The sequence below is a fragment of the Flavobacterium sp. genome, assembly GCF_029945805.1.
In the GTDB taxonomy this organism is placed as follows: domain Bacteria; phylum Bacteroidota; class Bacteroidia; order Flavobacteriales; family Flavobacteriaceae; genus Flavobacterium.
Genome location: NZ_JAQSDH010000038.1, coordinates 80,366 through 96,020, shown reverse-complemented (window position 1 = coordinate 96,020; position 15,655 = coordinate 80,366). Strand labels below are relative to the sequence as shown.

Here is a 15,655-nt window from a genome sequence, read left to right as displayed (position 1 = left end):
TTAATTAATCCAATCTATCGGATTTTCTAATACTTTAATTAATTTTTCTTCTTCGCTATTTGGTTCTGGATGATGATCGTAAACCCATTGCACATGCGGTGGCAAACTCATTAGAATACTTTCTATTCTTCCGTTGGTTCGCAATCCGAATAAAGTTCCTTTGTCATGAACCAAGTTAAATTCAACATAACGACCACGACGGATTTCTTGCCACGTTTTTTGTGCTTCGGTATACGGCAAATTTTTTCTTTTTTCTACTATTGGAAGATATGCTTCTAGGAAAGAATTTCCAACTTCTGAAACAAAGTTAAACCAATCGTCCATTTTCATATCATCCGTTTCCTTGCAATAATCGAAAAATAAGCCACCAATTCCGCGAGCTTCATGACGATGTGCGTTCCAAAAATAAGCATCACATTGTTTTTTATATTTTGGATAAAACTCAGAATTATGTTTGTCGCAAGCCTTTTTACACGTTTGATGAAAATGTTTAGCATCTTCTTCAAAAAGATAATACGGCGTTAAATCTTGTCCACCACCAAACCATGAATTTATGACTTTCCGTGAACCTGTGCTGAGCTCTGTCGAAGTATCGTACATTTCAAAATAACGCCAATTGGCATGAACGGTTGGGACCATCGGACTTTTTGGATGAATGACCAAACTCAATCCGCAAGCAAAGAAATCGGCTTCACCAACGTTGAACATCTTTTGCATGGCTTCGGGTAATTTTCCGTGAACTGCAGAAATGTTTACGCCACCTTTTTCAATTACTTTCCCGTTTTCAATAACACGCGTTCTTCCGCCGCCACCTTCTGGTCGTTCCCAAAGATCCTCACGGAATTTGGCTTGACCATCGACTGCTTCTAATCCTGCGACGATTTGGTCTTGAAGGTTTTGAATGTATTTTAGAAATTTATCTTTCATCTTTTTACGCTTTGCGTGAGGGATTGCAGTGGAAATCCTTTTTTTTGATTAACCGTAGCGCTAGCGAAGGTGAATTAAAAAAAAGATTGCAACGGAAAGCCCGACCCGCAGGGTCACGCCCTAATTATTATATTCCTTAACCGCTTCAATAAAGGCTTTAGCATGATCTACAGGAATGTTTGGTAAAATTCCGTGACCGAGGTTTACGATGTAATTGTCTTTTCCGAATTCGTCAATCATTTTGTGTACCATTTTTTTAATCACCGGAATTGGCGACAACAATCTTGATGGATCAAAATTTCCTTGTAACGTGATTTTTCCGCCAGTTAAATAGCGAGCATTTCTTGGTGAACAGGTCCAATCTACTCCAAGTGCTGAAGCTTTTGATTTTGCCATGTCGCCTAAAGCAAACCAACATCCTTTTCCGAAAACAATTACTTTTGTATCGTCTGCTAGTGCTTCTATAATTTGGTTAATGTATTTCCATGAGAATTCTTGGTAATCAACTGGCGATAACATGCCGCCCCAAGAATCAAAAATTTGAATGGCATTACAACCTGCTTTTACTTTTTCTTTTAAATATAAAATCGTGGTATCTGTTATTTTTTGTAATAAAGTATGCGCTGCAATTGGATTTGAAAAACAGAATCCTTTAGCGGTATCAAAACTTTTAGAGCCTTTTCCTTCTACAACATAACAGAAAATCGTCCAAGGGGAACCTGCAAATCCAATCAATGGAACCTCATCGTTCAACATTTCTTTGGTCAATTTGATGGCATCAAAAACGTACCCTAATGTTTCATGAACATCCGGAACAATCACTTGATTTACTTGTTCCATGGTGCGAATTGGCGTTGGAATTATGGGTCCCAAATTGTCTTTTAATTCGACGTGAATTCCCATTGCTCTTGGAATTACCAAAATATCTGAGAACAAAATAGCAGCATCTGGCTTTACAATTCTGATGGGTTGAACCGTAATTTCGGCCGCTAATTCTGGCGTTTCGCAACGTGTGAAAAAATCATATTTGTCTCGTAATGCTCTGAATTCTGGTAAATATCTTCCAGCTTGACGCATCATCCAAACGGGTGGACGTTCAACTATTTCATTGTTTAAGGCACGAAGGAATAAATCGTTTTTGATCATTTTTTTTTGCTTTTAGCTGCTAGCGATTAGCTTTCAGCGTTTATAATAATTTAATACTTCTTCAATCACGTCTTCAATCGAAGGTTGCTCTGCGATTACTATATTTTTTGTGATTTTGTCTAAGGCAGTCGAAGTGGTTGTTCCGATACAAAAACAAATTTCTTTCTTGATGGTATTTTCTTTTAAATAACTTTCAATGCCAGACGGACTGAAAAACAAAATGGCTTCAACAGGTGATTTTATTTTATGAGGCGTTAAAATAGTTTCGTAAACCTGGATTTCGTTAAACTTTATTTTGGCTTCTCTCAAGGCTTTTGGCAAGGTTTCTCTTCTCAAATTTCCACTAAAAAACGTAAAACTTTCTTTGGAATAAACCAACGTGATTATTTCGGCTAAATCCTCAGCATAACCCGTATAAGCAATTACATTAAATCCACTTTCTGACAAGAGAATTTTGGTCTTCAATCCGACACAAAAAATATTTTTCGCCTTTAAATCGTCTGATTTCGGATCTAATAAAAAGCTTTGAACTGCATTTTGACTTGTAAAAATCAAATTGTCGTTAATTTCATTAAATTCAAATGCTTGGCTTTTCGTTTGAATAAAATCAGCTTCAACGACATTGAAATTGGCTTTTACCAAGGCTTGCTTTTGATTGTCCAAAAGGGTTTTTGTGGAAAGAATTTGAATCATTAGAAACTTCTTATTTGGTGAATTAACTACAACGCTCTACAGATGATTTTCATTCATCATGACTAAATAAAATTACTTTTTTAAATCTTTACGAATGGTTTCCATCAAACTTGCGCCGTTATTGTTCAGCACATCTTGGGCACAATTAAATCCTAGTTTTTTCCATTCGGAAATAGGAACTATTTTTTCGATTTCTATTTTTTGCTTTCCATCGATCGATAATAAAATACCTTTAAAATCAATCGTATCTTCGTCCTCATTATATTTTGCCAAAGCTCCGATTGGCGCAGTACATCCGCCTTCGAGGGTTTTTAAAAATTGACGTTCGATATACGTACAAATCTCCGTTTCGATATCATTTAGTTGTGAAACTGCGTCAATGGTAAAATTGTCATTTTCCATTGCAACTATAACCATTGCTCCTTGTGCTGGCGCTGGAATCATCCAATCCAAATTGATAAAATCAGCTGGTTTTAGGTTGATTCGTTCTAAACCTGCTGCTGCAAAAACGGCTCCATCCCAATTGTTATCTTTTAATTTCTGCATTCGCGTGTTTACGTTTCCACGTAAATCGACAACACAATGATTTGGATACTTGTTCCACCATTGCGACTGACGTCTCAGACTTCCCGTTGCAATAATTCCACTGCTATCTAAGAAACTTAAATTCCCTTTATGCACCAGAATATCTGAGGTATTCGCACGTTCTAAAACGGCTGCTTGTACAATTCCTTTTGGCAAAGCCGTTGGGACATCCTTCATAGAATGCACGGCAATATCGACTTTACCATTTATCATAGCAATGTCTAAGGTTTTCGTAAAAATTCCTGTAATTCCAAGCTCGTAGAGCGGTTTGTCAAGAAGAATATCACCATCAGATTTAACAGCAATAATTTCGGTTTTATATCCTAAATCCTGAAGTTTTTTTTGAACGGTGTGTGCCTGCCAAAGTGCCAATTCACTATCACGCGTTCCTATGCGTATTGTTTTTTCAGTCACTTTATTTCTGTTTTTGTGTAGTAAAAGTAACTCTTAAAAGAATGATTTCTCTTGTTCAAGTTGGAATACTTTTTCAATCCATTCAATTCCTTCGTCCATCGAATCACCATCTTTTAGATGATTTACAAAATGGTTGGTAATTTTTTGGATAATTTGGCTGCTTATTAATTCGGCTTGGGCATCGTCAAAATTCGCATTTTTCTTGCGTTGTTTGCTCAACTCACCATCTTTAATTGCGTTTAATTTTTCTTTTAAGGCCTGAATAGTTGGAGCAAACTTTCTGTTTCGGGTCCAAGCCATGAATTCTTCCTTAATTTCCTCAATAATAGTTTCAGCATGAGGAATATGTTGTTTGCGTTTCTCTAAAGTTTCATCAGTCATTTGCGAAAGATGATCCAAGTGAATCAAGGTTACGCCTTCAACGTCAGTAACATTTTCATGAACATTTTTCGGAATTGATAAATCTAAAATCAACAATGGTTTTTTCAGATTTAATATCGCTTTGTCAATGGTTGGATTTAGTGCGCCAGTAGCCACTACAACAATATCAGCTTTTTGTAATTCTAATTGTAAATCGGAATAATCTTTTACGACTAAATCCAATTTTTGAGCTAGCTTTTCTGCCTTGTCTTTGGTGCGATTTATTAAGGTGATTTGCTCGTGTTTCGTATGTTTAACCAAATTTTCACAAGTATTTCTACCTATTTTTCCAGTGCCAAAAAGTAGAATATTTTTGTTGCTAATATCTGCTACATTTTTGATAATGTATTGAACAGAAGCGAATGAAACAGAGGTTGCACCAGAAGAAATATCAGTGTCGGTTTTAATTTTTTTACTAGCTTGGATCACTGAATTGATCAATCGTTCCATGAAGGAATTCACTAAGCCGTTTGATTTACTTTCGTTGAACGCTATTTTTAATTGGCTGATAATTTCGAAATCGCCTAGAATTTGGCTGTCTAAACCTGTCCCAACACGAAACATATGATTCACCGCTTCCTGATTTTTGTAGATGTAAGCCACTTCTTGAAACTCTTCAACCGTTCCCTTACTGTTTTCACAAAGTAATTTTATCAATTCATATGGATGATTGGCAAAACCATAGATTTCAGTACGGTTACATGTTGAAGTAACGATTAAGGATTCTATTCCTTCTGCTTCCGCTTGAATTAAAATTGTCGATTTAGCGGTAGCATCTAAACTAAATTTACCTCTCATTGTAGCATCCGCTTTTTTGTAACTTAAACCTAAAGCGTAAAAAGAAGTGTGCTTCGACATGTTAAAATTTTCCATATAAATACTTTAGTTATAAAGTTCAACAAAATTATTATTATCTACTTTATAAAAGTAACGCTGTAGGGACTTTTTGTGTCGCTGTGAGAATTTTTAATTCAAAATGCTATTGACAACGTAATTTCTATTAAATTTGTACTGAAATCAAGTGCTAACAAATCGATTATGTAGATTGATTCTAAATAAGATTTCGGCCAGAATTCAAAATTATGTACGTAAAAATATCGCTATGGGTTCTCAAGAAGAGATAAAAATTGAAAATGATTTTATTTTAATTCGGTTTCAGAATGACGGAAATGAAACTTTTCATGTAAAGAGACCTGTAAATCAAGGGCTTATTCAGTTTCATTTTGGAATTAAAGGAAAGGCTAAATTTGTCTTCAATGAAGGAAGTTATGCCTTAGAATTGAAAGATGAGAAATCACTTTTATTTTATAATCCACAAAAAGAGTTGCCCTTAAATTTAGAATTAGCACCCAATTCTTGGATTATTTCAGTGATAATCTCTATTCAAAAGTTCCACGGATTGTTCTCTAATGATGCCAATCATATTCCATTCTTAAGCGATGAAAATAAAGATCGTAAATATTACAAGGAGAACGATATCAGTCCGTCGATGGCGATTGTTTTAAGTCAACTATTTCATTATAATCTAAATCCGTCGATTAAAAACCTATATTATAAAGGTAAAGGTTATGAATTATTGAGTTTGTATTTCAATCGTTCTGAAGATCCTGATGCGGAGCAATGTCCGTTTTTGATTGATGAAGAAAACGTTTTGAAAATTAGAAAAGCAAAAGAAATTATCATCAATTATATGGCCGAACCGCCTGGATTGGAAGAACTCGCTGAAAAAGTTGGTTTGAGCTTGAAAAAACTAAAAATGGGTTTCAAGCAAATTTACGGCGATACGGTTTATGGTTATTTATTCGATTATAAAATGGATTATGCAAGACAATTATTAGACAGTGGATCGTACAATGTTACCGAAGTTGGACTAAAAATAGGATACAGCACCGGAAGTCATTTTATTGCAGCATTCAAAAAAAAGTTTGCCACAACTCCAAAAAAATATCTAATGTCGCTTAACCAAAATACCTAATCCAAATGATTTCGTATATCAAACAAGCACTAAATAAGTGTTAATCAAAAACTATAAAAAAGAAGTTTATTTACTTTTATAAAAAAAATTAAAATTGCCAATATGAAAGGAGTATTATTAGTAAATCTGGGTTCTCCAGAAAGTCCGACTGCAAAAGATGTCAAGCCTTATTTAGATGAATTTCTAATGGATAAATACGTAATCGACGTACCATTTTTATTGCGAGCGTTATTAGTCCGTGGAATCATTTTGCAAACCCGCCCAAAAAAATCTGCCGAAGCTTACGCTAGAATTTGGACTGATGAAGGATCGCCTTTAATTGTAATTTCTAAAAAAATGCACAAAAAGGTGCAAGGATTAGTTGATATTCCCGTAGCGTTAGCCATGCGTTATGGAACAATTACCATTATGAAAGGATTGCAAGAACTGCATGATAAAGGCGTAAACGAAGTACTGTTATTTCCTTTATATCCGCAACATGCCATGGCTTCAACCACAACTATTCTTGCTTTGGCAGAAGAATTGCGTGCGAAACACTTTCCAAAAATGAAGTTCACTATTGTTCCTGCATTTTATAACAAACCCGATTATATTCAGGCCTTGGCAAATTCTATCAAAAAGCATTTGGACACTTTTGAATATGATCATTTGTTGTTCTCCTATCATGGAATTCCAAAACGACATATTCGCAAAACGGACATTACCAAATCACATTGTAAAATGGATTTTTCGTGTTGTCATACCCCTTCACCAGCACATGAATTTTGCTATAGCCATCAATGTTATGAAACCACAAAACAAGTGGTGAAATTACTCGGCATTCCCGAAGGCAAATACAGTCAAACATTCCAGTCGAGGTTAGCTGGTGATAAATGGTTAACGCCTTATACCGATGTTGAAGTTAATAAAATGCCCGAAAAAGGGATTAAGAAACTAGCCGTTGTCACTCCAGCTTTCGTTTCAGATTGTTTAGAAACCTTAGAAGAAATTGCTATGGAAGCCAATCACGAATTTAAAGTACATGGTGGCGAAGAATTTATGGCAATTCCGTGTATGAACGACGAGGATGAATGGTGTGGCGTTGTGGCAAATTGGATTAAGGATTATGCAAAAGCTTAAATTTGTTTCAAGTTTCAAGTTAGAGCAACTTGAAACCTGAAACCTGAAACATTTAAAATGGAATTCTACAATTATATAAAATCACTGCATCTCATCTTTGTCATCACTTGGTTTGCAGGTTTGTTTTACATCGTTCGTTTGTTTGTATACCAAATTGAAGCCAACGACAAACCTTCGCCCGAGAAAGAAATTCTGCAAAAGCAATACAAAATAATGACCTATCGGTTATGGTACATCATTACTTGGCCGAGTGCTATTTTGGCGGTTATTTTCGCAATTTGGTTATTGCTTCTAATGCCCGCATGGCTACAAATGCCGTGGATGCATGTCAAATTAGGATTTGTAGTTTTACTAATTGCATACCAAATAAAATGTCATTTAATTTTTAAGGAATTACAAAATGATGTCGTCAACTATTCGTCAAATTTCATGCGATTGTGGAATGAAGGCGCAACGATTATTCTGTTTTCCGTGGTTTTTTTAGTAATTTTAAAAAATGCTTTTAACTGGATTTATGGCGTCATTGGAATTATTTTATTTTCGGTTCTGATAATGTTAGGTTTTAAGTTTTATAAAAGAATTCGTGAAAAGAAATAGGGTTCAACCGCAGTTTTCGTTTGCCATTTCTGAGACTGAGACCGAACAATGAACACTGAATAGTATGTTAAAAGGATTTAAAATGTCAATGCTTTCACTTCGTACTAGGATTTTCCTATCGATGATTATATTGATATTAATCGCTTCTGTTTTGATGGCTTCTATTTCCATTATTCAGTTTAGAAATGAAGCTAAAGATTACCATCAAAAGCGTCTCGACCAAAAAGAATTTGCCATAAAAGAACACATCAATTATGTGCTTTCCAATACCACTTATCCGTTAACAGAGCGAAATCTTCCACTGATTTTTAAGGATAAAATTCACGAATTAGCCGATATTCATAACCTAGAAATCAATATTTATGGACTGAATGGAAAACTGCTAAAATCTTCAAAAGCCTCATTTTCTGTGGATAAGGTAGCGCCTCCAATTCCGAATTATGTCTTAAAACTAGTTCAGTCTTCCGTCGAAAAAAGATATGTGGATATTAAAAGCGCCAATGGTGTAAAAAACCGTTCTTCGTACAGTCAAATCAAAGACGACAAATTCAAGCCTTTGGGAATTTTGAATATTCCATATGTTGAAGACGATAGCTTTTATCAAACTGAATTGCAACAGTTTTTACTTCGATTGAGCCAAGTGTACTCTTTTATGTTGATTATCGCCTTTGCGTTGGCTTATTTTCTTTCGACCTATATTACCAAATCACTAAAAACCATTTCTGATAAAATTAATGAAACAAGCTTAAATCAAAAAAACGAAAAAATTGTTATCGAAGCCAACAGTAAAGAAATCAATTCATTAATCAATGCGTACAACCAAATGGTTGATAAATTGGAAGATAGCGCTATGATGTTGGCGCAAAGCGAAAGAGAACAAGCTTGGCGCGAAATGGCAAAACAAGTGGCACATGAAATCAAAAATCCATTGACACCGATGCGTTTAACGGTTCAAAGTTTCCAGCGAAAATTTGATATTAATGATCCCGAATTAAAACAAAAACTCAACGATTATTCGAAAACGATGATTCAACAAATCGATACAATGAGTGCCGTCGCTTCAGCATTTTCAAACTTTGCATCTATGCCAGCCCAACAAAACGAAACACTAAATGTAGTTCAGGTCGTAGAATTAGCATTGGATATTTTTAATGAAGATTTTATTGTTTTTGAGAGCAGTAAAGAATATGTAATCTCGAAACTAGATCGAACGCAATTGATTCGGATCATTACTAATTTGGTTAAAAATGCAATTCAATCCATTCCAGATGAGCAGTTAGAAAAAACCATTTTGGTTTCCGTAAATGAGGTTGAAGATAATGTAATCATTTCGGTAAAAGATAACGGAATTGGAATTAATCCCGAAAACAGAGAACACATTTTTGAACCTAAATTTACTACCAAAACTAGCGGAATGGGATTAGGTTTAGGAATTATTAAAAATATCATAGAAAATTACAACGGAACTATTACTTTTGAATCTGAACTCGGAAACGGATCAACATTTAGTGTATCGCTTCCAATTGTTAAATAAAACAGAGATTTTACACATTATCACAAATTATTTTACTTAAAAATCAAAATATGAACTTTGAAAATATACTTGTTTCCCAAGAAAACGGCATTGGACAGATAACCATTAATCGTCCGTCAAAATTAAACGCACTTACTACTGCTACTATTCAAGAATTGCACAATGCCCTTGAAAGTCTGGAAAATGACGACACCATCAGAGCCCTAATTATAACTGGCGAAGGTGAAAAAGCATTTGTTGCTGGGGCAGATATTGCTGAATTTGCGAATTTTTCAGTACAAGAAGGAGCACAATTGGCGGTTCAAGGACATGAACTGTTATTCGATTTTATTGAAAATATGAGAACCCCAACTATTGCCGCTATTAATGGTTTTGCACTTGGTGGTGGTTTAGAATTGGCCATGGCGTGTCATTTTAGAGTTGCTTCCGATAATGCAAAAATGGGTTTACCCGAAGTATCTCTTGGTGTAATTCCAGGCTATGGCGGAACACAGCGTTTACCGCAATTAGTCGGAAAAGGCCGCGCAATGGAAATGATAATGACCGCTGGAATGATTTCTGCTGAAGAAGCTTTTCGAATGGGTTTAGTGAATCATGTTGTGCCACAAGCTGAACTTTTGAACTTTACAAAAGGTATCGCGACAAAAATTATGAGAAACTCACCTTACGCAATCGGAAGAGCTATAAAAGCGATCAATGCTAATTTCAAAGATGGCGTGAATGGTTATGAAACCGAAATTAGAAATTTTGGAAAATGTTTTGCCACGGAAGACTTTAAAGAAGGAACTACCGCATTTTTAGAAAAAAGAAAAGCGGAGTTTACAGGGAAATAAACTAAAATCTCACCTTTTATGGTGGGATTTTTTTTCTATATTCGGCGCAACAATAAAAACCAACCAAAACATGAAAAAAATTATTATTTGCTTAGCATTTGCAATGCTATCACTGCATTCTTATGCTCAAGAAATTCCCGTCAAAGTTACTAAAAGTGATGTTTTTAAAGACGAGTACAAAAATTCCTCCATTGAATTGGTTGAAGATGACGGAAATGGCGGCGTTATCATAATACGATCCTACGCTGGAGGTGTTTTTTCCTCTGGTCTTGGCTATTATTTTGAACATTATGATAGCAACTTAAAACTTATCAAAGAATATGAATATGAAGCCAAACAAAAAAAAGAAGATAAAAAAATCTATCGCAGTATTCTTGGTGTCATTCTAAATGGTCAGGAAATTAACATGATTGAATATGTTTATGATAAAAAAGATAAGTCAACTATTTGCAACGCATTAACTTCTAATATCAATAATTTTAATTTCACTTCAAAAGAACTTTTTCGATTGAATTCTAAAGATACTGAAAGCGGAAGTTCTAGTCGTTACGATAGTGATTCAGGCGCACAAATGATTATTAATGAAGACAAATCTGCATTTGCAATTACCGTAGATATTAAAGATAAAAACAACGAAACGCATAAGATTTATTTGTTTGACAAGGCACTGAATCAGAAGATTGATCACACTTTTAAAAGAGATATAAAAGACAAAAAATTTATTTATGAAAATATCGATGTTTCTAAAGATGGAAACACTTTATATCTTTTAGGAAAAGTTAGAACTGATGAAGCAAAAAAGAAAAAAGATGGCGGAAGATATCAATATGAATTGACACGCATTACCAGCACTGACGAAAAAACACAAGTTTTTGATACCGATGATCATTATGCTGCTTCGTTGAAAACAATTGTTTTTCAAGACCGACTGAATTGTATTGGTTTTTATTCCGACCGAAATGACAATCGTTTTAAAGGCATCAGTTATTTCGAATTAGACCCAACAACTCTTGCAATAAAGAAAACAAAATTCAATCCGTTTACTGAACAATTCATAATTGATAAATATGGAAAAGATAAAGACAAGGAATTGAAAAACCTTCGTTTTAAAAAACTAATCATAACAGCTCAAAATGATATAATTTTAAATGCTGAAGAATTTTATATTGTTACTACTTACATGAATACGCCTCAAGGGAGTTATACAAGAACAACCTATCATTATGACGACATTGTAAGCGCCAAAATAAATTCAAATGGAGAAATTGTTTGGGCCAGAAATATAAACAAACGTCAAGATTGGCCAAGTTATAATCCTTATTTCTCGTATACTTCAACTGCAAAAGGGAACAATGCTTATTTCTATATTAATACTGGCGAAAAGGTCAGAAAGATTAGAAAAGACAGAATTGAGTTTAAAGAAGCAAGTCCGAAACGTTCCAATTTAAACGTTATTCAGATAAATGAGAATGGAGATTTTGATTACCGTGAAGTTTTGGATGATGAAGAAAATGAAGTGCCTTTTATGGTTGCTTACGGAGAAATTAGTGGCGATTCTGTTTTCTTCTTAGGACAAAAAGGAAAGAAAAAACAAATTCTCAAATTGACATTATAATAAAGTAGAAAGTCCCGATATTTAAAACATCGGGACTTTTTTTATCGCTCGCCTTCCCATTCTGCATAAAACTGCGAAAGGTAATTTTGCATAAAAATATGTCGGGCTTCGGCTATTCTTTTCCCCGTTGGGGTATTCATTTTGTCTTTCAATAAAAGTAGTTTTTCGTAGAAATGATTGAGCGTTGGGGAATCCGAATTTTTATATTCGTCTTTGCTCATAGTAATCTTTGGCGCAATCTTAGGATGATATATAGTTCTATTTTTGAAACCTCCATAATTGAATGCTCTAGCTATACCAATGGCTCCAATGGCATCTAATCGATCCGCATCCTGCAAAATATCAAGTTCTTTGGAACTGAATTCCTTTTCAAAATTGCCGCCTTTATACGAAATATTTTCAATGATGTTGATTACATGAGCAATCGTCGGTTCATCAACATTTTCACTTTCCAAGAAAGTTCTTGCTATTCTCGGGCCTACAGTTTCATCACCACCGTTGAATTTACTATCTGCAATATCATGAAGTAACGCACCAAGCTGAACTATTGTTATATCGCACGGTTCCCCTTTAGCAATTAGTAATGCGTTTTTATACACGCGTTCAATGTGAAACCAATCGTGCCCACCTTCCGCATTTTCGAGTTTTTTTTTGACAAAAAGTATCGTATTATCTAGTAATGACATTATTTTTCGAATAAAAATCCCTTCAGTAAATGAAAGGATTTTAGTAAATTACTTTATTAAAGCAGGTTGTACCCATTTGAATAATTTTTCTTCGGTTGGAATAACCATCCGCTCTGCAACTTTAGTCATTCTACCAGGCAATTTCATCAAATAATCTCGCGCTTTTTCAGCTTCATCAGTAAGATTAGTAATTTTATCGATTTCCCATTTGACGTTCAATTTTTGAAGAATATCTACGTAATCCATTGCGGTATAAACCCCAATTCGTTGCGCTGAATCTGAAAATTTTTCAAAGGCTGATCCAATACTTTCACCTGATTCTCGAATTAAATTGGCTGGCATCGTAATGTTTTTCTTCATCATATATTGAAACGCCAACATCATTTGACTTGGATCAACACTAAAAATACGATTTACAAATTCGCTATATGCATGATGATGACGCATTTCGTCGCCCGCAATCATTTTACATATTTTTGATAATTTATTGTCGCCATATTTTTTCGCTAATTGCGCTACTCGATTATGGGAAACGTAGGTTGCGAGTTCTTGAAAACTAGTAAAAACAAAATTTTTATAGGGATCGCGGTCGGTTCCCGGATCGAAACCATCGTTTATTAAATGTTGCGTTGTAATTTCAACTTCACGCATATTGACCCGACCAGACAAATACAGATACTTATTCAATAATTCGCCATGACGATTTTCTTCACCTGTCCATTGACGCAACCATCTAGCCCAACCGTTGTCACCACCCGCTTCTGTTTTTTGGTCTACTCCTTCTACATCCATTAACCAGGATTCGTAGGTGGGTAATGCTTCTTCGGTAATGGTATCTCCAACCAAAACTACCCAAAAATCATAAGGCAAGTCTTTGGCAATTTCTCTCAACTCTTTAACTTCATCAAAGAAAGTATCTTTTTCAGAATCGGGTAAAAGATCTGAAGGTTGCCAAATCTTTTCTACTGGAATTAAATAGTCCTTGACAAAACCATCAACGCTTTTTTCCAAAAACTGCATGACTTCTAGACGTATATTTTTTTGTGACATTATATCAAATTTAAATTTTAATAGATCGGGTTACTGCTTTTTCTGTTTTCTCCATTAATTCTTCAAAAGAAAATTCATTTACTGGAATTGCTTCATGAATTATAAATTGTAAATGATTTCCTAAACCCAGAGGGAAAACACCAAATTTAACTATTTTCCACGAATTATTAATAGTTATTGGTACAACAAATGCTGATGGTGCAGATTTGCATAATATCTTTAAACCGCTTTGGGCAAATTCTTTAGGTTTACCGTTCTTACTTCTGGTTCCCTCCGGAAAAATAACTGCGGAACGTTTATACTTCTCGATGTATTCCCCTAAGCCTTTAATAATAGGAATAGCTTGTTTAGGATCGTTTCTATCAATCAGAACGGAACCTCCATGTCTTAAATTATAAGAAACACTTGGAACTCCTTTTCCGAGTTCTTTTTTACTAACAAACTTGGGATGAAATCTTCTCAAATACCAAATAATTCCAACTATGTCATACAAACTCTGATGATTGGCAACAAAAATTATAGGAACATTTATAGGAACTGTATCTCTATTTTCAAAAGAATAACGTGTTCCTAAAAGATTCGTGCATCTAGCCAAAAAAAAGTTCAAATAATCTACACTTTTTTTATGTGCCTGATAACCAAAAACATTCAAGCACACCCATTGTATTGGATGAAAAATCACCAAAAACAAGCCAAAACTGAGATAAAAAATAATTGAAATTGGATACGAAATTATCTTTTCCATAACGTACAAATAGACAACAAAAATAACAAAAAATTAGGGTAAGAAATATAAATCTGAATTAAAAACATTTATAAAATTATAAAAATGTACACTTTTTCTATACCAATTAAAAATTCAGACTTTGTACATTTAATCCATTGATAATGGATCCCGCTGGAGCGAAAGTAATTTGTTCAAAATTACTCTAATTTGTATCTGATAAAATCAAAAAAAGCAGTATTTTTATGCCACAAAATTTATAAAAAATGAGTTCAGAAAAAGAAGCAAAATTAAAAGCATTACAATTAACGCTTGATAAATTAGACAAGGTATACGGAAAAGGAACCGTAATGAAAATGGGCGATAAAGCTGTAGAAGAAGTAGAAATAATTCCCTCAGGTTCGCTCGGTTTAGATTTAGCATTAGGAGTAAATGGGTATCCAAGAGGTAGAGTAATTGAAATATACGGACCTGAATCTTCAGGAAAAACAACATTGACTTTACATGCTATTGCAGAAGCGCAAAAAGCAGGTGGAATTGCAGCTTTTATTGATGCCGAACACGCTTTCGATAGAAATTATGCTCAAAAATTAGGTGTTGATATCGAAAATTTAATCATTTCACAACCGGACAATGGGGAGCAAGCCTTGGAAATCGCTGAAAATCTAATTCGTTCTGGAGCAATAGATATCGTAGTAATTGACTCGGTAGCCGCTTTGACTCCAAAAAGTGAAATTGAAGGTGAAATGGGAGATTCTAAAATGGGATTACACGCTCGTTTGATGTCACAAGCTTTAAGAAAATTAACAGGAACCATTAGCAAAACAAATTGTACCGTTTTCTTCATAAATCAGTTGCGAGAAAAAATCGGGGTTATGTTTGGAAATCCAGAAACGACAACCGGTGGTAATGCCTTGAAATTCTATGCCTCAATTCGTTTAGATATTCGTCGTTCTTCTCAAATTAAAGACGGTGAAAATGTTATCGGAAATCGAACTAAAGTAAAAGTAGTAAAAAACAAAGTAGCACCTCCATTTAAAACTGCTGAATTTGATATTATGTACGGTGAGGGTGTTTCAAAAACGGGAGAAATCCTTGACTTGGCAGTTGAATTTGAAATCATCCGAAAAGCGGGTTCTTGGTTTAGCTATGGCGATACAAAACTTGGGCAGGGACGAGATGCTGTGAAAGTCTTAATTAAAGACAATCCAGAAATGGCAGATGAATTGGAACAAAAAATAAAACAACTCATTAAAGAGAATAATGCTTAAAACTTAAAACCCGAAAATTTTCGGGTTTTTTTATTAAATTAACGCAACCAATTTTATAAAAAAACA

The 15,655-nt window shown here is 34.5% G+C and carries 15 protein-coding genes; 7 read left to right on the top strand and 8 right to left on the bottom strand.

From position 1 onward, the window contains the following. From hemF to hemA, 5 genes are all read right to left on the bottom strand, one after another. Positions 1-927 carry an oxygen-dependent coproporphyrinogen oxidase gene (gene hemF / locus PSU83_RS10075; protein ID WP_300589291.1) on the bottom strand — a complete coding sequence of 309 codons (927 nt, stop codon included), beginning with the start codon at positions 925-927 and terminating at the stop codon, positions 1-3. A gap of 120 nt (positions 928-1,047) precedes the next feature. Continuing rightward, positions 1,048-2,073, bottom strand: a complete 1,026-nt coding sequence (hemE, locus tag PSU83_RS10070; protein ID WP_300589289.1) for a uroporphyrinogen decarboxylase — start codon at positions 2,071-2,073, stop codon at positions 1,048-1,050. Positions 2,074-2,106: 33 nt separating this feature from the next. Further along, the gene (locus tag PSU83_RS10065; RefSeq protein ID WP_300589288.1) at positions 2,107-2,766 is read right to left on the bottom strand and encodes a uroporphyrinogen-III synthase; all 660 of its coding nucleotides are present in this window, start codon (positions 2,764-2,766) and stop codon (positions 2,107-2,109) included. A gap of 72 nt (positions 2,767-2,838) precedes the next feature. Further along, positions 2,839-3,765, bottom strand: coding sequence for a hydroxymethylbilane synthase (hemC, locus tag PSU83_RS10060; RefSeq protein ID WP_300589287.1), 927 nt, complete (start codon positions 3,763-3,765; stop codon positions 2,839-2,841). A gap of 33 nt (positions 3,766-3,798) precedes the next feature. After that, entirely contained in the window at positions 3,799-5,058 is a 1,260-nt protein-coding gene (gene hemA, locus PSU83_RS10055) for a glutamyl-tRNA reductase (RefSeq protein ID WP_300589286.1), read from the bottom strand. 229 nt (positions 5,059-5,287) lie between these two features. On the opposite strand from hemA, the gene PSU83_RS10050 reads away from it, so the two are divergent. The 6 genes from PSU83_RS10050 (at position 5,288) to PSU83_RS10025 (ending at position 11,858) form a co-directional block, all read left to right on the top strand. Then, positions 5,288-6,160 carry an AraC family transcriptional regulator gene (locus tag PSU83_RS10050; protein ID WP_300589285.1) on the top strand — a complete coding sequence of 291 codons (873 nt, stop codon included), beginning with the start codon at positions 5,288-5,290 and terminating at the stop codon, positions 6,158-6,160. A 102-nt stretch (positions 6,161-6,262) separates the two neighbouring features. Then, positions 6,263-7,279: a ferrochelatase gene (gene hemH, locus PSU83_RS10045; RefSeq protein ID WP_300589284.1), complete on the top strand. Its 1,017-nt coding sequence runs from the start codon at positions 6,263-6,265 to the stop codon at positions 7,277-7,279. A 57-nt stretch (positions 7,280-7,336) separates the two neighbouring features. Beyond that, positions 7,337-7,876 (top strand): CopD family protein, encoded by a 540-nt coding sequence (locus tag PSU83_RS10040; RefSeq protein ID WP_300589283.1) that lies wholly within the window; start codon positions 7,337-7,339, stop codon positions 7,874-7,876. A 121-nt stretch (positions 7,877-7,997) separates the two neighbouring features. Continuing rightward, positions 7,998-9,410, top strand: a complete 1,413-nt coding sequence (locus tag PSU83_RS10035) for an ATP-binding protein (protein ID WP_300589387.1) — start codon at positions 7,998-8,000, stop codon at positions 9,408-9,410. A gap of 50 nt (positions 9,411-9,460) precedes the next feature. Next, positions 9,461-10,243 carry an enoyl-CoA hydratase-related protein gene (locus tag PSU83_RS10030; protein WP_300589282.1) on the top strand — a complete coding sequence of 261 codons (783 nt, stop codon included), beginning with the start codon at positions 9,461-9,463 and terminating at the stop codon, positions 10,241-10,243. Between the two features lie 70 nt (positions 10,244-10,313). Beyond that, positions 10,314-11,858, top strand: coding sequence for a hypothetical protein (locus PSU83_RS10025; protein WP_300589281.1), 1,545 nt, complete (start codon positions 10,314-10,316; stop codon positions 11,856-11,858). 41 nt (positions 11,859-11,899) lie between these two features. Here the strand turns inward: PSU83_RS10025 and PSU83_RS10020 are convergent, their stop codons facing one another. From PSU83_RS10020 to PSU83_RS10010, 3 genes are read right to left on the bottom strand one after another with little or no spacing between them, the layout of a single operon-like run. Beyond that, on the bottom strand, positions 11,900-12,544 hold the full coding sequence (locus PSU83_RS10020) for an HD domain-containing protein (protein ID WP_300589279.1): 645 nt from the start codon (positions 12,542-12,544) through the stop codon (positions 11,900-11,902). A 48-nt stretch (positions 12,545-12,592) separates the two neighbouring features. Then, entirely contained in the window at positions 12,593-13,594 is a 1,002-nt protein-coding gene (locus tag PSU83_RS10015) for an acyl-ACP desaturase (RefSeq protein WP_300589278.1), read from the bottom strand. Between the two features lie 10 nt (positions 13,595-13,604). After that, complete coding sequence (locus PSU83_RS10010) at positions 13,605-14,339, bottom strand: lysophospholipid acyltransferase family protein (RefSeq protein WP_300589277.1); 735 nt, start codon at positions 14,337-14,339, stop codon at positions 13,605-13,607. A 245-nt stretch (positions 14,340-14,584) separates the two neighbouring features. On the opposite strand from PSU83_RS10010, the gene recA reads away from it, so the two are divergent. Next, a complete protein-coding gene (gene recA, locus PSU83_RS10005; protein ID WP_300589276.1) occupies positions 14,585-15,589 on the top strand; it encodes a recombinase RecA in 1,005 nt (334 codons plus the stop codon). The last annotated feature ends 66 nt before the right edge of the window (positions 15,590-15,655 follow it).

Bases quoted from the DNA above. Each gene is read 5' to 3' on its own strand.
- PSU83_RS10015 (WP_300589278.1), bottom strand. From the start codon at position 13,594: ATGTCACAAAAAAATATACGTCTAGAAGTCATGCAGTTTTTGGAAAAA.
- PSU83_RS10050 (WP_300589285.1), top strand. From the start codon at position 5,288: ATGGGTTCTCAAGAAGAGATAAAAATTGAAAATGATTTTATTTTAATT.
- PSU83_RS10020 (WP_300589279.1), bottom strand. From the start codon at position 12,544: ATGTCATTACTAGATAATACGATACTTTTTGTCAAAAAAAAACTCGAA.
- hemH (WP_300589284.1), top strand. From the start codon at position 6,263: ATGAAAGGAGTATTATTAGTAAATCTGGGTTCTCCAGAAAGTCCGACT.
- PSU83_RS10040 (WP_300589283.1), top strand. From the start codon at position 7,337: ATGGAATTCTACAATTATATAAAATCACTGCATCTCATCTTTGTCATC.
- PSU83_RS10030 (WP_300589282.1), top strand. From the start codon at position 9,461: ATGAACTTTGAAAATATACTTGTTTCCCAAGAAAACGGCATTGGACAG.
- PSU83_RS10065 (WP_300589288.1), bottom strand. From the start codon at position 2,766: ATGATTCAAATTCTTTCCACAAAAACCCTTTTGGACAATCAAAAGCAA.
- PSU83_RS10035 (WP_300589387.1), top strand. From the start codon at position 7,998: ATGATTATATTGATATTAATCGCTTCTGTTTTGATGGCTTCTATTTCC.
- PSU83_RS10025 (WP_300589281.1), top strand. From the start codon at position 10,314: ATGAAAAAAATTATTATTTGCTTAGCATTTGCAATGCTATCACTGCAT.
- recA (WP_300589276.1), top strand. From the start codon at position 14,585: ATGAGTTCAGAAAAAGAAGCAAAATTAAAAGCATTACAATTAACGCTT.
- PSU83_RS10010 (WP_300589277.1), bottom strand. From the start codon at position 14,339: ATGGAAAAGATAATTTCGTATCCAATTTCAATTATTTTTTATCTCAGT.
- hemE (WP_300589289.1), bottom strand. From the start codon at position 2,073: ATGATCAAAAACGATTTATTCCTTCGTGCCTTAAACAATGAAATAGTT.
- hemA (WP_300589286.1), bottom strand. From the start codon at position 5,058: ATGGAAAATTTTAACATGTCGAAGCACACTTCTTTTTACGCTTTAGGT.
- hemF (WP_300589291.1), bottom strand. From the start codon at position 927: ATGAAAGATAAATTTCTAAAATACATTCAAAACCTTCAAGACCAAATC.